This is a genomic window from Sulfitobacter sp. M13 (genome assembly GCF_053474885.1).
In genome coordinates this window covers 902,999-920,532 of the sequence record NZ_CM130281.1, presented here as the reverse complement: position 1 = coordinate 920,532, position 17,534 = coordinate 902,999, and the positions used below count along the sequence as shown (strand labels likewise).

The following is a 17,534-nucleotide window of genomic DNA, read 5'->3' as shown; positions in this document are numbered from 1 at the left end:
ACCACAACGTATAAGGGATCACCTTTGTAAGATGGCACAGGACGCGCGTCCCGTCACGTATCAGGCACTGGCAAAGACCCTTGGGCTTTCGCCGCCAAATACCATCCACCAGCTTACTGTGGCCCTCGAATGCCTGATAGCAGAAGATGTTGCCGCCGGTCATCCATTGATCTCAGCACTTGTGATCAGCAAGGCAAGAGGCGGCATACCGGCCCCCGGCTTTTTCGAATGCGCCAAGCGCCATGGGCGTTTTGAAGGCGATCCGTTAGGCCCCGAAGCGTCCGACTTTTATGCGGCTGAATTCACTGAAGCTGTCAGATTTTGGTGCTCAATATCGGCGAATTGAACGGCCCCCTGCGAACCGAGGCCAAGAAACAGGTACCTGTACCTGCCGCGGTTCGATACCGCTCCTTTGATAGCAACGGCACCAAAGGAGACTGACTATGGGACTGAAACGGACGGGCGAATTGCGGCAAGATGCGGTGCGGATTGCCCTGACCCGCGGACCAAGCTCACCCCACTTGATGAAACGTCAAGCGGCCTCTGGCGACTGCCGCTGCGATGGCGCGGGAGGATGGTGCGTCAGATACCAGAAAATCGACGTCCGACAGTGAGCCGAGATTCACCAAACCGCGATGCCCGAACTTGCTGCTGTCCACGGCAAGCAAGACTTTTTGCGATCGTCTCATGGCTGAGCGCACCGTCTCTACCTCGGCCTGATCATCGTCGCCAAGATCACCGTCGTCGTCGACGCCGGTGACTGACAGGATTGCCAAGTCGAACTTGAAACCCGTGATGAATGACTGCGACTGCTCTTGGAAAATGCCGCCATCTACTTGACGCACAAAGCCCCCCGGGACGGCGATGGTGAAATCAGTCACTTCACTGAGGTAGGCGGCGATACGCAAGCTATAGCTGACCACGCGCAGGTTGCGACGTCGTACAAGAGCACGCGCAACGGCCTCGCAGGTGGTACCCGTGTCAAGAAAGAGCGACGCGCCGTCCTCGACAAGGTCCGCCACACATGTGCCAATCTGCTCCTTGGCCTGTGCGTTGCGGATGCGCCGATTACGTAACTCGCTTGGTTCAACGGAATTCGAAATCATCGCGCCACCGTGTAGACGCCGCAGTTTGCCACGGCTCTCCAGTTCCATGATGTCGCGGCGTGCGGTTTGCTGGGTCACGGCAAACCGGCTCGCCACCTCGTCCAGTGATATGTAGCGCTGAGCCTCAAGTTGTTTCAATAACAGGCGCTGTCTGTGGCTCTTTTTGTCTTCACCGTCCATGTCAGTGGGCACCCATCTCAACCTTGTCTTCAGGTTTTATCGCCTGCAGACCGTTCATTTTCAATCAAGAGGCCGCGACAGTCTTCTGTCGCGGCCTCTTTATATTGCTTTGTGATAGATCAGAATTTCACTTGCAGACTGGCTGCAAGGTTACCGCTACGCCCCGCATCACCAAATTCACCCGTGTAGCCAACCGTCAGCGCCGTGCTCTGCGTCAGGTCGATACCGACTGAAAGGTTCACTTTGAATACGTCTTTGGCAACATTGGTGCCGCTGACAGTGAACGCATCGCCGCCCGAGAACGCCATGCCTGCTTGTGGCGCATTCGCATCAAAGACATGCCGCCACGCTGCACCGCCCGAAAGGCGGATGGGGGTCGCACCTTCGGAGAGGTGCATCTGCCCCCGCAGGCCCAATTCGCCCACCGTCGCATCAAATTTATTGCCTTGAACGTTCAGCGCAGCATCATTGCCGTTTTCCGAAGCCGCGTCGGTATTAACGGCAACGTGGGCGATGCTACCATAGGGTTGAAGGACCGAGGTCCCAACCGCGAAGTCATAAGACGCCTCGGCAAAGATTTGCGTTGTGTCCGCGCCGTAGCTTGATGTCAGAGTATCAGAAAAGTCTGCAAAAAAGACGCCACGCGTGCTGTCAATTTCGCTGTGGGTCCACGTCGCCCCAGCTGTGATACGGGCCGCGCCGAAATCGCGCCCGGCAACAAAGCCAAGGTTGGTGAAGTCGCTTTCCGATGTATCGCGTGCGCCATCTAAACTGGCGGACCCTTTGCCAAAGCCAAGCATCGCGCCATAGACCCATTCGCTGCCAAGTGCCCCGTTGATCCCAACAAGTGTCCCAAAGGAGGAATGGTTTAGGTCACGCGTTTCTTCGCCGTCGATACTGGCTTGGCCACCATAGCTTTGCATCCAGAATGAAGTCGCGTCACCGCCCTTATAACCGCGCAGTTGCGACAATGCAGCGGAGCGCAAGTCGTTGCCCTGATCTGCGAGGGCCGTCATGCTGGCGGCGTAGATTTCACCCGAAAGAGCGTCGAAGGCTTGGTCCGCAGCCGCCGCATCAAGCATCACGGCCTTATCAAAGAGGGCGTTGCCGAAGCCGAGGCTTTCAACGCCAGCCGCCGTGGCCCCCCGATTTGCCGTTGTCGCGACCTGATCAAAGGCTGTGTCATTACGCTCAAGGCTCAACGAGACATCTTGCACCCCATAGCTCAAGGCTGCGTCGAGAAACGCAAGCGAGGACGTCACACTGTCAAATTGACCTGATACAGCGCCACCAGACTGTAATATGACATAGTCAGTGTGTGGGGCGTAGTCGCCAGCTGCGGCAAGCGCCACCGCTGTTCCGCCACCGATTGTGATATCTCCTGTCGCCGTGACGACGTCGGAACCACCCTGAGCATTCACTTCGACTTCGAAGAGTGCGCCAGCATCTATGGTCAAATCGCCGTCAATATTTAACGTGCCGATACTGTTGCCTGCGGCCAAAATTGCGCCGCTGCCTACTTTCAGTGAGCTGACCGTACCACGACCACCGATCGTCGCGCCATACATGAGGCTAACGCCCGAAGATTGGGCGATCGACCCGTTGACGACCAAAAGGCCATCCGACACAAGAGTTGCCCCAGTGTAGCTGTTATTGGCCTCCAATGTGAGCGTGCCGTCCCCGCGCTTTTCAAGCGCGCCAGTGCCCGAAATCTCCTTGAGCGCGGCGACCGTCGTACCGGTGCCCCGGATGTCGAGCCAGCCGCCCTCCGTACCCTCTAGGCTGACCTCACGATCCAATGTCGCCATTTGCGTGCCGGTGACTGCGAGGCCGCCGTTGTCGAGGCGCAATGTCGCAGCCGAGGTGCCAAGTGCTGCATCCTCGTCAACGCGCACCGTCCCGCCATCTTTGACAAGTGTTTCGGAGATAAAGCTGTGGTCGTCGATGCAATAGTCGCTGACAGCTTGGGCAAGACGGGCATCCGCTGTTCCACAGTCCAACAAAGTCTTCTTTTCACTTTCGCTAAGCCAATCGAGGATTGGATTTCCGTCAGCATCAGAAACCTGACCCAGATAAACATCTTTACGCATGTTGTTGCGCGTCAGGTAGAATTCTCCTTCGCTCTCGTCGAAGACAGCGGCGTCCTCGCTCCACACGAGACGGGTTACTTCGTCATCGTTTTCGTCCAGCTCGTATTCCAGTTTGGGGCCAATCCAAGCAAGATCATGGGCAACGAGCTCGTGATCCGAATAGGCCTTGCCGTCGGCAGTTACGTCAGTCTGGTCCAAGACGCCTGTATATGGATCATCTTCCTGATTAACGATTGCCCACCATTTGCCAAAGGGGCGAGACACCATGAAATGATCAATCGCTCCGCGATCCCAGCTCGGCCAAACGTTGGTATGATCCTCTTCAACCGAGGTCCAGGTCGTGCTGCCATCGGCCAAAATGTGAGGGGCGAACGGCTCGCGCTGCGCTTCTGTCTCAAGAAGGATGAAGTCGTGCTTCATCTTATTCATCGTGACAGGCAAGTTGTCTTGGATCGGATACATCTCGTCTGCGAAGAGCGTATCGGGAATGTCGGCAAGCGCGAGGTTCTGCCCGCTGTGCTCGGAGATGAACTGTGTCATCGCCGCCTGATCAACGGCGTACTGCTCAAGCAAAGTGCCGTAGAAACTGTTGCCCGAACGCAAGTAGTTCTGGAGGATAAGCTTCTGTTGGCTCGCCCGATTGAGCCCACGCTCCGAGGTGTCCGCCGCGTTATAGTCGCCCACGAGCACAACTGAGCGATTGGTCGACTTCGCCCATTCAGCGAGGCCCTCTACTTCGGTCAAGCGTCGCACAGAGGTATCACGATAATCGAGGTGAACAGACCCAAAGACGGTTTCGGGGATCGCATTGCTACCGTCAGTTATCTGATAGGCGATTGAATCGCCCATAGAATTGGTCCCGGTGACGCCCTCCAGGCGGCTGAGAATTCCAGTATCCCCCTTTTTTACATAGGTATACTCTCCAAGTCCTGCATCGCGCAGACGTTGTTGCAATCCGGTCAAATAGGCCTCGCTCCACAATTCCTGAAAAGCGATCACGTCGTAGCCGCCATTGACGAAAAGCGGAGCAATATCATCGAGGTTGTTCCTGAATTGGTCGGCCCATGTATTGAAGGTGAGGACGCGCAGCGCGCCATTGGAATCGGCCACAACTGGCGTGGTGAATAAGCTGGCGATTGCGACCCCGCTTAGCAGGGCAAGTCTCAGGGAATTTTGCGAATACCGCAGCTTGGACTGCGCTTGGGGGGCATGTTGGGTCATTGGATCCTGCTAGATTTGTCTGAACAAAGGGCGGCACCAAACGTCAAAGCGTTGTGGCGTAAAATCCTTCTGACCGATTCTTATGTAACTTATATTACGTGATGTAATATAAGTTACATTTCACCCCCCTGTGAGACCGGCCGAAATGCCACCTTGCGCAAGCGGGCTCTTGTCCCGCAGTGCAGCCCCTTGCGCGATGCGAACCAAAGTTCTGCAATCCACCGCCTTGTGTTTAAATGCTGGGTGTCTGTTTAATGCTACCGATTATCCTGCACCCGCTCACGCTCTTGGTTGATCGTGACGATATCCGCGCTGCCAAGGCCAAAGCCCATACGCAGGAGTGCGCCTTTCTTATTCTTCCAACCGTTGACGACCACACGCACGATCCAGCGTCGCGCACCTGAGGGGCCACCCCCCAGATAGAGCCCACTATCGCCATGCCGCCTACCGCCGAAGCTCTCAACCAGCTTCTTGGCCAATTTGCTGGATAAGGCCAAATATTAGAGGCGACATTCCATACCACTCAAGGAAAGAATGCAGACACCACCGAAAGGAACTCGAGGCGACAGTAAGGCGACATCAAGCCGATGAAAAAACAAGAAAAAGGCCGCTTGAAGCGGCCCATTCAAATCCAACAAAAAGGTATGATGGCGGAGACGAAGGGATTCGAACCCTCGAGACCCTTCCGGGCCTACTCCCTTAGCAGGGGAGCGCCTTCGACCACTCGGCCACGTCTCCGTCGACGCGTATATCCAAGAAAACCCATGGGGCACAAGCGGTAATCTGAGAAAATAGGATGAATGTCGTTATAGCCGGATGCGGGGGCTATCGCTGCTTGTGGGTGCGCGCAGGGCGATGCGCCCACGTGAGCGCCCTCGGGGTCGCCGATCTGCGCAGATGGTGCGTCAGGGGCGGTGCCAGCATCGTTTCGCAGGGAACCGGCGGGCCGTTTGTGACGGGCCCGCCGGTTTGGATCAGGTGTTGAAAAGGAAGTGCAACACGTCACCGTCCTTGACGGTATAGCTTTTGCCTTCGGCGCGCATCTTGCCGGCCTCTTTGGCGGGGCCTTCGCCACCCAGACCGACGAAATCGTCATAGGCGATGGTTTCAGCGCGGATAAAGCCTTTTTCGAAATCACCGTGAATCACACCCGCAGCTTTGGGCGCAGAAGTGCCGGCCTTGATCGTCCAGGCACGGGCCTCTTTGGGGCCGACGGTAAAGTATGTTTCCAGGTGCAGCAGCTCGTAACCCGCGCGGATCAACCGGTCGAGCCCGGCTTCCTCAAGACCCATTTCGTCAAGGAACATGCTGGCTTCTTCGGGCTCCAGCTGGCTGATTTCCTCTTCGATCTGCGCCGAGATCACGACGTGGCTGTTGCCCTGCGCCGCGGCCATCTCGCCTACTTTGGCGGACAGCGCGTTGCCTTCTGCGGCCTCGGATTCGCCAACGTTGCACACGTAAAGCACCGGCTTGGAAGTCAGCAGCTGCAACAGGCGCCAGGCTTTTGCATCGTCGGCATCTATGTCGACGGTGCGTGCGGGATTGCCGTTTTCGATGGCGGCTTGCGCGGCGGCCAGCAGGCGGTCTTGTTGCGCTGCGTCCTTGTCGTTGCCCTTGATTTTGCGGACCAGACCGGCGCGGCGTTTTTCGATGCTTTCCAGATCGGCGAGCATCAGTTCGGTATCAATGGTTTCGGCGTCAGCCACGGGGTCAACGCGCCCTTCTACGTGGGTCACGTCGCCGTCTTCAAAACAGCGCAGCACATGGGCGATGGCGTCTGTTTCGCGGATGTTTGCAAGGAACTGGTTGCCCAGTCCTTCGCCTTTGGACGCGCCTTTGACCAGACCGGCAATATCGACGAACGTCATCCGTGTGGGGATGATCTGCTTGGACCCGGCAATTTCGGCCAGTTTATCAAGGCGCGCATCCGGCACCGCGACTTCGCCGACGTTCGGTTCGATTGTGCAGAACGGAAAATTGGCCGCCTGCGCTGCCGCTGTTTTGGTCAGCGCGTTGAAGAGGGTCGACTTGCCGACATTCGGCAGACCCACGATTCCCATCTTAAAGCCCATGACAAGCATCCTTTATAAGTTGGCGTTGTCCTAGGGTTTCAACTGACTTTACGCAAGTCTTAGCGCATCCGCCGGTCCTGCCGCGTCTGATAAATCAGGATCCACGCAAGGATGATGAACATCGGATGGGTCAACCCGCCCGAAAAGATCACAGCCGGAATCCAGATCAGGAAAACGACAATCGCCGTGAAAATCCGTCCTGTCAGCAGGATGGAAAGCGGCGGCAACAGCAGGGCGAGTACATAATTCATGACGTTGATGTAGGCGGGGGTGGCGCAATTTAAAGGACCGCGCCTCGCGTAGATGCATAAAAACAGCGCCTTGCCGCGAAGTTTTTCAGAAAATCCCCCAAGCACACCCGCGGAGTTGGATTGATTTCCCGCGATATATTCGGCATTGCAGCAGGGTAACGTAAAAAGGCCGCCCTCATGACACGTATCGACGCCAAATTCGCTGACCTGAAATCCCAAGGCAAGAAAGCCTTTGTTGCCTATGTGATGGCCGGCGACCCAGACTTTGATACATCGCTCGAGATTGTGCGCGGTCTGCCCGGCGCTGGCGTCGACGTCATAGAACTGGGACTGCCCTTCACCGATCCGATGGCCGATGGTGCCGCCATTCAGTTGGCGGGGCAACGCGCCCTTGAAGGCGGGATGACACTGGATAAGACGCTGGCGCTTGCCGCTGCTTTCCGCGAACACGATGACACGACGCCGATCGTTTTGATGGGGTATTACAACCCGATTTATTCCAAGGGCGTGGATACCTTCCTTGAGGCCGCCAAAAAGGCCGGCGTCGACGGGTTGATCGTTGTGGATCTGCCGCCCGAAGAAGACAACGAGCTTTGTTTGCCAGCACAAGCCGCCGGAATGAATTTTATCCGGCTTGCCACGCCGACCACCGATGACAAGCGTCTGCCGCGCGTTGTGCAGAACACCTCGGGCTTTGTGTATTACGTGTCGATCACCGGCATCACCGGTTCCGCCGAAGCGGACGCGGGCGATGTCGCCCCCGAAGTCGTACGCATCCAAAAAGCCAGCGGCCTACCCGTAATCGTCGGGTTTGGTGTGAACACGCCCGCCAAAGCCGAGGCCATTGCAGGTGTCGCGGATGGCGTCGTCGTCGGGTCTGCTATCGTGTCCAAAATCGCAGACGGGCTGCCGGTTGAAGACGTGCTGAGCTTTGTCAAATCGCTCGCGGATGGTGCGCATCGGGCCTAAGGCCCCTGCCTGCCGTCCAGGTGTCGTAGCGTAAAGCGATTGATTTCAACGGGCCGTATTGGTTAGATCATCTGACCAATACATAGGAACCTGCCATCATGCCCGTGATCACAACCATCGATGACCTCAAGCGCCTGCATGAACGCCGTGTGCCGCGGATGTTCTATGACTACGCGGAATCGGGCAGCTGGACAGAGCAGACCTTCCGCGAGAACACGACCGACTTTGAACAGATCCGCCTGCGCCAGCGTGTCGCCGTGGACATGAGCGGCCGCAGCACCAAGACGCAGATGATCGGGCAGGATGTGGCGATGCCCGTGGCGCTGGCCCCCGTTGGGCTGACCGGCATGCAGCACGCCGACGGAGAGATCAAGGCCGCCCGCGCCGCCGAAGCCTTTGGCGTGCCCTTTACCCTGTCGACCATGTCCATCAACTCGATCGAGGACGTGGCAGAGGCGACAACAAAACCCTTCTGGTTCCAGCTATATACCATGCGCGATGAAGATTACGTCGCCCGCCTGATCCAGCGCGCCAAGGATGCCAAATGCTCGGCCCTTGTGATCACGCTTGATCTGCAAATTCTGGGGCAGCGGCACAAGGACCTGAAAAACGGTCTGTCAGCTCCGCCCAAGCTGACCGCCAAAACGCTCGCCAATCTGGCAACGAAGTGGAGCTGGGGCATCGGCATGATGGGGGCCAAGCGGCGCAGCTTTGGTAACATCGTGGGCCACGTGCACGGCGTTGACGATACCGCAGATCTTGGCGCTTGGACGGCTGAACAGTTCGACCCGACGCTTGACTGGGACAAGATCGCCAAGCTGAAGGAACAATGGGGCGGCAAGGTCATCCTCAAGGGCATTCTGGATGCGGACGATGCCCGGATGGCGCTGAAAGTCGGGGCGGATGCGATTATCGTCAGCAACCACGGCGGACGCCAGCTGGACGGGGCCATCAGCTCTATCCGCGCACTGCCGTCGATCCTTGATGCGGTCGGCGACCAGATCGAAGTGCATTTGGACAGCGGAATCAGATCCGGCCAAGACGTGCTCAAGGCCATGGCGATGGGGGCAAAGGGCACCTATATCGGGCGCGCGTTCATCTACGGGCTCGGGGCGATGGGTCAGGCCGGCGTCACCTCTGCGTTAGAGGTGATCCACAAAGAGCTGGACCTGTCCATGGCGCTTTGCGGTGAGACCTCTGTCGCGGCGTTGGGCAAGCATAACCTGCTTATTCCAAAAGGCTTTGAGGGCGACTGGCAGCCCTGATCCGTACGCCACCCCTTCCACATACACGTGCCCCCGTTGCTATGCGGGGCGCGTGAAGGGGGGCGCAGATAGCCGGAGGTGCTGCCCGCCAAGGTCGCAAACCACGTCACACTTGCGCAAAATCGGCGTTTTAGCCTTTTCCGCAAGCCAAAACCCGTCTATATGCGCGACTTCACGCGGACATACAGCCTTGGAGGATGTCCGCCCTAAACATATTGGAGATTATAATGGCTGGCGAGATTCCTGATCTTGAAGCTTTCGAACGTACGGGGACAGGCAAGGGCGCCGCTCGTCAAGCACGGCGCAACGGCATGGTTCCTGGTGTTATTTTCGGCGGTGACCTTGATCCCATGCCGATCAACCTGGACTTTAACAAGCTGCTGACCAAGCTGCGCGCAGGCCGCTTTAAGGCGACACTGTTCAATATGAAAATCGAAGGCCAAGAAGACGTTCGCGTCATCTGCCGCGATGTTCAGCGTCACGTTGTTAAAGACCTGCCAACGCACGTCGACTTCATGCGCCTGAAGCGCACCACCCAAATCAACCTCTTCATCCAGGTTGAAGTCGAAGGCGAAGAAGTCAGCCCCGGCATTAAAAAAGGTGGCGTTCTGACGCTGGTCCGTCCCGAGGTCGAACTGGTTGTGACCGCAGGCGATATCCCTGATCACATCACAATCGACGTTTCCGGTCTGGAAATCGGCGACAGCGTGACCATCTCGAGCGTGAAGCTGCCAGACGGTTCCAAGCCGGTCATCGACCGTGACTTTGTGATTGCTCAGGTTTCCGCACCTTCCGGTCTGGCGAGCCAGGACGACGAAGAAGACGAAGACGTTGCAGCAGACGAAGTGCCAGCAACAGAAGTCAAAGAAGACTGATACTGCTATATCCGCCGCGCCAACGGGTGCGGCTGGATCGAGACGGGGTCGCCATGGGCGGCCCCGTTTTTCGTTGGGGCGTTATTTCGTTTGGCTCTACGGTCTGTTATCCTTGGCCAAACAAACGTTTCTATCCATCATAAGGGGTCCGCATGAAACTGATCGTAGGGCTTGGCAATCCGGGCGCGAAATACGCGGGCAACCGGCATAACATCGGCTTTATGGCGCTGGACCGCATCGCGCAGGACCACGGTTTTGCCGGATGGAAAACCAAACATAACGGGCTGACGGTCGAAGGACGCATTGGCGCGGATCGTGTGGTCTTGCTCAAGCCCGAAACGTTCATGAACAACTCTGGCCAGTCGGTGCAGTCGGCGATGCGGTTTCACAAGCTTGAACCGGCGGATGTGATTGTGCTGCATGACGAGATCGACCTCGCCCCCGGCAAGGTAAAATGCAAGACTGGCGGCGGGCATGCGGGGCACAATGGCTTGCGGTCGATCCATGCGCATATCGGCCCCGACTATGACCGCGTGCGCCTTGGCGTGGGGCACCCGGGCCACAAGGACGCCGTCCCCGGCTATGTGCTGCGCGACTTTGCCAAGGCAGACCAGGACTGGCTGGATGATGTTTTGCGCGGTATCAGTGACGGTGCAGCCGAACTGGCGCGTGCCGATATGGCCAAGTTTATGAACGCCGTCGCCCTGCGCGTCGCCCCGCCACGATCTGGTACCGGCACGAAGAAACCGGCGGCTGCGCCGGCCAACCCCCAAGCCGCAGCGCCAAAGCCCCCACAACCAGCGGCACACCCCGAGCCTGCCGCCAAATCAGACGAGCGCAACCCGATGCAAAAGCTACTGGACCGGTTCAAATGACACTGCAAGCCGCCTTTGAACAGCAGGCAGACCATTGCATCGCATTAGACTCTCCCTTCATGGGGCAGCTGATGCGCGTGCTGGCGCGGGACTGGCCCGCAGAAACAGCCCTTGGCCGCAAATTCGCAGCTTTTGAGGGGGATATCGGGCCCTCTGGTGCCTCGCTGCCGCTGCGCATCGCCGGCGGGCTGCATGCATTGGTGTTGAAACGCAAAGCGCCTGCGCTGATCGCCGTTTACCCGCCCCATAAGGCCAGCGACGCCGCCTTGTCAGAGGCCGTGCGCGACGCGATCACCACGCACGAAGCCTTCCTGCTTGACTGGACCGACAGCGCGCCGCAGACGAACGAGGTCCGACGCTCTGCCGCGTTGATCGCAGGTGCCCGCGTCGCTGCGCAGCATTTCAACCTGCCGATCCGGCTGTCCGAACTGGGGGCCAGCGGCGGGCTGAACCTGATGTGGGACCACTTCGTGCTTGAGATCGACGGGCACCGGTACGGTCCGAATATGTCAACGATCCTGCTGTCTCCGGACTGGAGCGGCAAGCTGCCGCCAGCGATCACGCCGCAGATAGAAAAGCGCAAGGGCGTCGATCTGAACCCCCTTGATCCGACGCGGCCCGATCATTTGCTGCGATTGATGTCCTATATCTGGGCGGACCAACCCGACCGGCTGACGCTGACCCGGACGGCTGCTTCGGTCATGGCGGCGCAGGTGCAAGGCGGTGATGCGGTAGACTGGCTGGCGCGCACGCTGCCCAAATCCCCCGAAGGCTGCCTGCATCTGATCCAGCACACCGTCGCTTGGCAATATTTCCCCAAGGACGCACAGGCCCGCGGCAAGGCCCTGATAGAGGCCGCCGGCAAACGCGCCACACGCAACCGCCCGCTGGCGTGGCTGTCGATGGAGCAAGACGGCTCGGGCCTGAAAGGGGCCGCGTTGACCCTAAGGCTCTGGCCTGGTGACATCACCCTGCCCTTGGCGCGGGTCGATTTTCACGGCCGCTGGATCGATTGGACCTACACCGGCTGACGCCAAGTTTATCTGGCACCACCGCAGCCTTCGTGCTTGGGTACCCCCGCATATCAGGGAGGATTTCATGCGCACATTCGGGAAGTGGTTGGGCCGTATTTTACTGGCTCTTGTCGTGGCTATGGTCGTTGTGGGACTGTGGAAACGCGAAGAGATCACGCGGCTGCTGGCGGTGAATTCGCTCTTTGCCGAAGACAAGATCGTGCATAACTTCAGCCATATGGACGCGGCCTTTCTGTCCAAACCCCTGTCGCGCGGCGATGGCCCCACGGCAGAGCTGTCTTACGGTGCCGAATACGCGCCACCCGCCGAGGTCAACGATTGGATCGAGGCGCGGGATGTGACGGCATTGGTGGTGCTGAAGGACGGGCAGATCGTCTACGAGAACTACTTTAGGGGCACCCAGCCAGATGACCTGCGGATCAGCTGGTCGGTCGCCAAAAGCTACCTTTCCGCCCTTGTAGGCATCCTGTTGGACGAAGGGGCCATCGCCTCGATTGAGGATCAGGTCACGACCTATGCGCCCAAGCTGAAAGGCACCGCCTACGACGGGGCGACCCTGCGCAACGTGTTGAACATGGCCAGCGGCGTCACCTTTGACGAAGACTATCTGGACCCGGATTCGGACATCAACAAAATGGGCCGCGCCCTCGCACTTGGCGGAGAACTGGACGACTTTACCGCAGGCCTCAAGGATACGTTTACCACACCGGGCAGCCAGTGGCAGTATGTGTCGATCGACACCCACGTCATCGGCATGGTCGTGCGGGGGGCGACGGGGCGGTCTGTCACCGATCTTTTGTCGGAAAAGGTCATCACACCTATGGGGCTGGAACACGCCCCCTATTACGTCACCGACGGCGCGGGCGTGGCGTTTGTGCTGGGCGGATTGAACCTCACCACCCGTGATTATGCCCGCATGGGGCAGATGTTCCTGCAAAACGGGCGCTACAACGGTCAGCAGATCGTGCCAGCGGAATGGGTCGCCGCCTCTACCGCGCCTTCGGCCCCGACGGCAGAGGGGCAAATCAGCTATGGCTACCAGTGGTGGATCCCCCAGAGTGCGACAGAGGGTGAATTCATGGCCCGCGGTGTGTATGGTCAATACATCTACATCAACCGCGCCGACGGGGTGGTGATCGCGACAAATGCCGCCGACCGCAAATTCCGCGAGGCGGGCGTCAGCGATCAGAACATCGCCATCTTCCGCCAGATCAGCGCAGCCTTGGGGGGCAAATGACACCTGACCACAGCATCAATATCCTTGGCGGCCCGCTGGCCGTCTGTGGCACCGACCCTGTGACGGGCTTTTTCCGCGACGGGTCATGTAATACCTGTGCCGCCGATCAGGGCAGCCACACGGTCTGCGCGATCATGACGGCCGAGTTTCTGGCCTATTCCAAATATGTCGGCAACGACCTGAGCACCCCGCGCCCCGAATTCGGCTTTGCCGGACTGTCTGCGGGGGATGCGTGGTGCCTATGCGCGGGACGGTTCCTGCAGGCCGCCGACGAAGGGTGCGGGCCATTGGTCCATCTTGAGGCGACCCATCAGCGCGCGCTGGATATCGTGCCGCTGCGCGTGCTGCAGGCCCATGCGCTGACCCCTGAGGCAGGGGGCAACTGATGCTGCGGTATGCCTTGACCCTGACCGCGATGCTGGGGGCACTGCCCGCAATTGCGCAAGAGGCGCTGCGCCCGCAGGAACAACTCCGTCTTGACCGGTTCGAAGCCGTCGCGGGCAACGCCTTGCTGCAAGCGCTCCAGAGCGCCAGCGCGGAGGACCTCTCCGCGCTGGCGGGCGCACTTTCCGGCACGCCGCAGGTCGCCTTTGACGAAGGGTTAGCAGGGGATTGGTCCTGCCGCACGATCAAGCTGGGGGGCATGCCGGCGCTGGTGGTCTATAGCCCGTTCAAATGCCGCCTGACCTTTCAGGGCAACGGTTATCTATTCGAAAAGCTCAGCGGATCGCAGCGCACTTCGGGGTTCATCACGCTGCGGGACGGGCAGGCGATCTATGCGGGCGTGGGTTACGTCGCGGGGGAGACGCCCCCCGCTTACGACGCGCTGCCACCCGAGTTTGCCGGTGATGGCACGGTGCAGCCTGATGTGGCGGTGTTTGAACGCGTCAACAACCAGCGTGCGCGGCTGATGTTTCCTGCACCTGTGGTCGAAAGCGATTTCGATATTCTGGAACTGACCCGCTAAAGGCTGCCCAAAAAGCAAAGGGGGCGATGAACCGCCCCCTCTGATCGCCTAGATTTTCATGTCAAAACCAAGCGCCTTGGCGACGGTAAAGATGTCTTTGTCGCCGCGCCCACACATGTTCATGCAGATGATATGATCCTTGGGCAGCTCTGGCGCGATCTTCATCACATGCGCCAGCGCGTGGCTGGGTTCGAGCGCGGGGATGATCCCTTCGAGCGCGCAGCTCAGCTGGAACGCCTCAAGCGCTTCTTTATCGGTGATCGACACATATTGCGCGCGGCCAATGTCGTGGAGCCAGGAATGTTCAGGCCCGATACCGGGGTAATCTAGACCCGCGGAGATTGAGAAGCCTTCGAGGATCTGCCCGTCGTCATCCTGCAACAGATAGGTGCGGTTGCCGTGCAGCACGCCGGGGCGGCCACCGGTCAGCGACGCGCAATGCTCCATTTTTTCGTTCACACCCTTGCCGCCTGCTTCGACGCCGATGATGTTCACGTCTTTGTCGTCAAGGAACGGATAGAACAGCCCCATCGCGTTCGACCCGCCGCCAATCGCCGCAATCAGCGTATCGGGCAGACGGCCTTCGGCGGCATCCATCTGTTCGCGCACTTCCTTGCCGATGATCGATTGGAAATCGCGGACCATGGCGGGATAGGGGTGCGGGCCGGCAACTGTGCCGATGCAATAGAAGGTATCGCGCACGTTGGTCACCCAATCGCGCAGCGCGTCATTCATCGCGTCTTTCAGCGTGCCACGCCCAGACGTCACGGGGATCACTTCGGCCCCAAGCAGACGCATGCGGAACACGTTGGGGGCCTGACGTTCAACGTCATGCGCACCCATATAAACGACGCATTGCAGACCGAACTTGGCGCAGACGGTCGCAGTGGCCACACCGTGCTGGCCCGCACCGGTTTCCGCGATGATCCGTTTTTTGCCCATGCGACGCGCCAGAATGATCTGGCCCAACACATTGTTGATCTTATGCGCGCCGGTGTGGTTCAGCTCGTCCCGCTTCATATAGACTTTGGCACCGCCCAGATGATCGGTCAGACGCTCTGCGAAATACAAGGGGCTGGGGCGACCGACGTAGTGGGTCCACAGGTCGTTCATTTCAGCCCAAAAGATGTCGTCCGTCTTGGCCTTTTCATATTCCGCCTCGAGCTCGAGGATCAGCGGCATCAGGGTTTCCGACACAAACCGCCCCCCGAAATCGCCAAAGCGGCCATTTTCGTCAGGGCCGGTCATGAAAGAGTTGAAAAGATCATTGTCCATGGAGGTGCTCCTTGCGCTTGGCGACCAGCCTTAACGCCCCCGCCGCGGCAGGTAAAGACGGGGCGCGGGCGGCAACGTGTCTGCGCCGCCCGCCACCTGCAAAACGCTGCGGAAAAGCGCGTATCTCGTTGACGTTTCCGACCGCCGAGGCATCTGCCCCTAGTCGAAGAGCTTGAACAAACCGCGCCGCAGCTCGTCTTCGACTTTTTGCTTCAACGCATCCTCGACCGATTGCCCGTCCTGCCGCGACACGCCAAGCTCCTCCTCAAGTTTTTCGTTCAGCTTCTGGCGGGCCTTTTCTTTTTCTTTGGCAAAGTTCATGTCGACCGCCGCCTGCAAATCCGGCTTGATCCGGGGCGCGGCCCACGGTCCGAAGATGCGCACCGGAATGGCCAGACCGCGATCGCCGTTTACCTGCAGCGCCTTGGGTGTAACGGTATAATCCAGTGTCTGTGCCCCCAACCCCACCTGCCCCGTTCCCGTGGCGGTAAAGTTAGGCAGCTGCATTAGCAGGTCATCATTGCGCAGCACGCCCTGATCCATGTCGAATGTCGCCGCAAGTGAATCAAACACAGTCGTACCGCCCTCGGCATCAAAGTTCCCCATCAGCGCGTCCAGATCGATGCCGTCGATATGGCCACGCCCGACATTCACCGCCCCCGATCCACTGAGCGAGCGCATGATCGCGTTCAACGACGCCCCAGAGCCAAGGAAGGACACTTCGGCATCGCCCGTCCCATGGAACCGGCCCAGCCCAGCGGTTTGCTGCAGCAACGGCTGCATGGCGATGGATTGCGCATTCAACGCGCCGCCCACAGACAGGCCATTGCGGTTGTTGATTACGAACTCGCCGCTGATCACACCGGCATAGGCTCTGATCTCGCGCAGTTCGGCCACCAGTCGCGACCGGTCGTTGCGCAGCAGCACACGCGTTGCACCAAGTGACAGCGTGCCCAGATCAATGCTGTCCGCCCGCAGCGCGATTTCGCCGTTAAACCCCGCCAGCGCAGAGGCATCAATCGGCGCGGTTGACCAGCCCGACGACGATGCAGGCGCAGGTGCTGCGGTGCCCGATGCCGGCGCGGGCCTACCGCTGGTGTCGCTTCGTGCAAATCCGGTCAGGTCCAGCGTGCCCACGTTGAATTGCGCGTTCACATCCGGCGTGCCGTTCAGCGTAATATCTGCCGCACCTGTCAACGCATTGCCGCCCAGATCAGCCACCACATCGCGCAGGGCCAAACGTCGGTCCGGCGTCAGTGTCAAGTCGAGCTTTATATCAGTCGTTTTTCCCAGGCCTTGCGGCAGCGCGACGGCACCTGCCCCTAAAGCAGCAAGGAAGCGCTCTGTATTCGACGTCTTGAACCACAAGTCACCTGCAACCGCCCCGCTCAACCCCGCCCGACCGGCCAGCGTGACGCCACCGCCTTTGGTGTCGACACGGGCGCGCAGCGGGCGGATGTCGCCGTTGAGAAATTGGTCAAAGCGGTCAATCGTCGCCTCGATCGTCACGCGATCTGCAGCAGGGCGCAGCGCGGCCTTGATCACGGCCTTGCCCGCACGTTCAGGCCAATCGAGCGACAGGTCGACGCCTGCGAAACGCACCAGATCGGCACCTTCGGCATCATAGATCAAGGTCGCGTCGGTAATATCGAGCCGCTGGATCGTCAGCGGGCGCGGGCTGCGGGCGGGGGCTGTGGGCGCGGTTTCGATTGACGCGGCACCGCCGCCATCGCTGAACTGCCAGCTCGCGCGGCCGTCACGCCGCTGCTCAAGCCGGATCGTGGGGCTTTGGGCTTCGATGTTAGTGATCTTGATCTCGCCCCGGAGCAGCGCCATGGCATCGACGCCAATCGCCGCATTGGCCGCAGACAACATCGCCCCGTCTTTGGCCCAATCTGCGTTGCCGACTTCAAGCCCGCCTGCGGTCACCCCCAGCACAGGCCAGAACGTCAGGCCTACATCGCCCGTAATCGTGACCTCGCGGCCGGTCAGGTTGTGCAGTTGATCCGCCGCGATTCGCGCAATGCGATCGGCAGGCAAAAGAAACAGCGACCCCGCGGCCACCGCTAAAATCAGCAACAGAATGCCAATTGCCCGAAAAATCCACTTCATTGCCC

Annotated in this window: 16 protein-coding genes and 1 tRNA gene; 9 read left to right on the top strand and 8 right to left on the bottom strand. The window is 59.4% G+C overall.

The window, feature by feature from the left end; all coding sequences use genetic code 11:
* Positions 1-31: 31 nt before the first annotated feature.
* Positions 32-346, top strand: a complete 315-nt coding sequence (locus ACVBAU_RS04360; RefSeq protein ID WP_448328088.1) for a hypothetical protein — start codon at positions 32-34, stop codon at positions 344-346.
* A gap of 166 nt (positions 347-512) precedes the next feature.
* Here the strand turns inward: ACVBAU_RS04360 and ACVBAU_RS04355 are convergent, their stop codons facing one another.
* The 6 genes from ACVBAU_RS04355 to ACVBAU_RS04330 all read right to left on the bottom strand — a co-directional run bounded on the left by ACVBAU_RS04355 (position 513) and on the right by ACVBAU_RS04330 (position 6,920).
* Positions 513-1,286: a DeoR/GlpR family DNA-binding transcription regulator gene (locus ACVBAU_RS04355; RefSeq protein WP_448328086.1), complete on the bottom strand. Its 774-nt coding sequence runs from the start codon at positions 1,284-1,286 to the stop codon at positions 513-515.
* Positions 1,287-1,405: 119 nt separating this feature from the next.
* Positions 1,406-4,597, bottom strand: coding sequence for an autotransporter domain-containing protein (locus ACVBAU_RS04350; RefSeq protein ID WP_448328085.1), 3,192 nt, complete (start codon positions 4,595-4,597; stop codon positions 1,406-1,408).
* A 257-nt stretch (positions 4,598-4,854) separates the two neighbouring features.
* The gene (locus ACVBAU_RS04345) at positions 4,855-5,076 is read right to left on the bottom strand and encodes a hypothetical protein (RefSeq protein WP_448328083.1); all 222 of its coding nucleotides are present in this window, start codon (positions 5,074-5,076) and stop codon (positions 4,855-4,857) included.
* A gap of 169 nt (positions 5,077-5,245) precedes the next feature.
* Positions 5,246-5,335 (bottom strand) — tRNA-Ser (locus tag ACVBAU_RS04340).
* Positions 5,336-5,571: 236 nt separating this feature from the next.
* Entirely contained in the window at positions 5,572-6,669 is a 1,098-nt protein-coding gene (gene ychF, locus ACVBAU_RS04335; RefSeq protein ID WP_448328081.1) for a redox-regulated ATPase YchF, read from the bottom strand.
* A gap of 59 nt (positions 6,670-6,728) precedes the next feature.
* On the bottom strand, positions 6,729-6,920 hold the full coding sequence (locus tag ACVBAU_RS04330) for a hypothetical protein (RefSeq protein ID WP_138925188.1): 192 nt from the start codon (positions 6,918-6,920) through the stop codon (positions 6,729-6,731).
* A 177-nt stretch (positions 6,921-7,097) separates the two neighbouring features.
* Here ACVBAU_RS04330 and trpA point away from each other — a divergent pair, with 177 nt between their 5' ends.
* The 8 genes from trpA to ACVBAU_RS04290 all read left to right on the top strand — a co-directional run bounded on the left by trpA (position 7,098) and on the right by ACVBAU_RS04290 (position 14,142).
* Positions 7,098-7,889 carry a tryptophan synthase subunit alpha gene (trpA, locus tag ACVBAU_RS04325; RefSeq protein ID WP_138924269.1) on the top strand — a complete coding sequence of 264 codons (792 nt, stop codon included), beginning with the start codon at positions 7,098-7,100 and terminating at the stop codon, positions 7,887-7,889.
* 98 nt (positions 7,890-7,987) lie between these two features.
* The gene (locus ACVBAU_RS04320) at positions 7,988-9,154 is read left to right on the top strand and encodes an alpha-hydroxy acid oxidase (protein ID WP_138924270.1); all 1,167 of its coding nucleotides are present in this window, start codon (positions 7,988-7,990) and stop codon (positions 9,152-9,154) included.
* Between the two features lie 227 nt (positions 9,155-9,381).
* Complete coding sequence (locus tag ACVBAU_RS04315; RefSeq protein ID WP_138924271.1) at positions 9,382-10,029, top strand: 50S ribosomal protein L25/general stress protein Ctc; 648 nt, start codon at positions 9,382-9,384, stop codon at positions 10,027-10,029.
* Between the two features lie 152 nt (positions 10,030-10,181).
* Entirely contained in the window at positions 10,182-10,904 is a 723-nt protein-coding gene (gene pth / locus ACVBAU_RS04310; protein WP_448328078.1) for an aminoacyl-tRNA hydrolase, read from the top strand.
* Positions 10,901-11,935 (top strand): DUF2332 domain-containing protein, encoded by a 1,035-nt coding sequence (locus tag ACVBAU_RS04305; protein WP_138924273.1) that lies wholly within the window; start codon positions 10,901-10,903, stop codon positions 11,933-11,935. Before pth ends, ACVBAU_RS04305 begins: the two co-directional genes overlap by 4 nt.
* A gap of 67 nt (positions 11,936-12,002) precedes the next feature.
* The gene (locus ACVBAU_RS04300; RefSeq protein WP_448328076.1) at positions 12,003-13,175 is read left to right on the top strand and encodes a serine hydrolase domain-containing protein; all 1,173 of its coding nucleotides are present in this window, start codon (positions 12,003-12,005) and stop codon (positions 13,173-13,175) included.
* Positions 13,172-13,561: a DUF2237 family protein gene (locus ACVBAU_RS04295; protein WP_448328075.1), complete on the top strand. Its 390-nt coding sequence runs from the start codon at positions 13,172-13,174 to the stop codon at positions 13,559-13,561. The genes ACVBAU_RS04300 and ACVBAU_RS04295 overlap by 4 nt, the downstream gene beginning before the upstream one ends.
* Positions 13,561-14,142 (top strand): DUF4893 domain-containing protein, encoded by a 582-nt coding sequence (locus tag ACVBAU_RS04290; RefSeq protein ID WP_448328073.1) that lies wholly within the window; start codon positions 13,561-13,563, stop codon positions 14,140-14,142. Before ACVBAU_RS04295 ends, ACVBAU_RS04290 begins: the two co-directional genes overlap by 1 nt.
* 48 nt (positions 14,143-14,190) lie before the next feature.
* Here ACVBAU_RS04290 and trpB read toward each other — a convergent pair whose 3' ends face one another.
* Positions 14,191-15,417 carry a tryptophan synthase subunit beta gene (trpB, locus tag ACVBAU_RS04285; protein ID WP_138924277.1) on the bottom strand — a complete coding sequence of 409 codons (1,227 nt, stop codon included), beginning with the start codon at positions 15,415-15,417 and terminating at the stop codon, positions 14,191-14,193.
* Positions 15,418-15,576: 159 nt separating this feature from the next.
* Positions 15,577-17,529, bottom strand: a complete 1,953-nt coding sequence (locus ACVBAU_RS04280; protein ID WP_448328071.1) for an AsmA family protein — start codon at positions 17,527-17,529, stop codon at positions 15,577-15,579.
* Positions 17,530-17,534 lie beyond the last annotated feature (5 nt).

Coding starts and splice junctions, on each gene's coding strand:
- ACVBAU_RS04360 (WP_448328088.1), top strand. CDS start 32: ATGGCACAGGACGCGCGTCCCGTCACGTATCAGGCACTGGCAAAGACC.
- ACVBAU_RS04355 (WP_448328086.1), bottom strand. CDS start 1,286: ATGGACGGTGAAGACAAAAAGAGCCACAGACAGCGCCTGTTATTGAAA.
- ACVBAU_RS04350 (WP_448328085.1), bottom strand. CDS start 4,597: ATGACCCAACATGCCCCCCAAGCGCAGTCCAAGCTGCGGTATTCGCAA.
- ychF (WP_448328081.1), bottom strand. CDS start 6,669: ATGGGCTTTAAGATGGGAATCGTGGGTCTGCCGAATGTCGGCAAGTCG.
- ACVBAU_RS04330 (WP_138925188.1), bottom strand. CDS start 6,920: ATGAATTATGTACTCGCCCTGCTGTTGCCGCCGCTTTCCATCCTGCTG.
- trpA (WP_138924269.1), top strand. CDS start 7,098: ATGACACGTATCGACGCCAAATTCGCTGACCTGAAATCCCAAGGCAAG.
- ACVBAU_RS04320 (WP_138924270.1), top strand. CDS start 7,988: ATGCCCGTGATCACAACCATCGATGACCTCAAGCGCCTGCATGAACGC.
- ACVBAU_RS04315 (WP_138924271.1), top strand. CDS start 9,382: ATGGCTGGCGAGATTCCTGATCTTGAAGCTTTCGAACGTACGGGGACA.
- pth (WP_448328078.1), top strand. CDS start 10,182: ATGAAACTGATCGTAGGGCTTGGCAATCCGGGCGCGAAATACGCGGGC.
- ACVBAU_RS04305 (WP_138924273.1), top strand. CDS start 10,901: ATGACACTGCAAGCCGCCTTTGAACAGCAGGCAGACCATTGCATCGCA.
- ACVBAU_RS04300 (WP_448328076.1), top strand. CDS start 12,003: ATGCGCACATTCGGGAAGTGGTTGGGCCGTATTTTACTGGCTCTTGTC.
- ACVBAU_RS04295 (WP_448328075.1), top strand. CDS start 13,172: ATGACACCTGACCACAGCATCAATATCCTTGGCGGCCCGCTGGCCGTC.
- ACVBAU_RS04290 (WP_448328073.1), top strand. CDS start 13,561: ATGCTGCGGTATGCCTTGACCCTGACCGCGATGCTGGGGGCACTGCCC.
- trpB (WP_138924277.1), bottom strand. CDS start 15,417: ATGGACAATGATCTTTTCAACTCTTTCATGACCGGCCCTGACGAAAAT.
- ACVBAU_RS04280 (WP_448328071.1), bottom strand. CDS start 17,529: ATGAAGTGGATTTTTCGGGCAATTGGCATTCTGTTGCTGATTTTAGCG.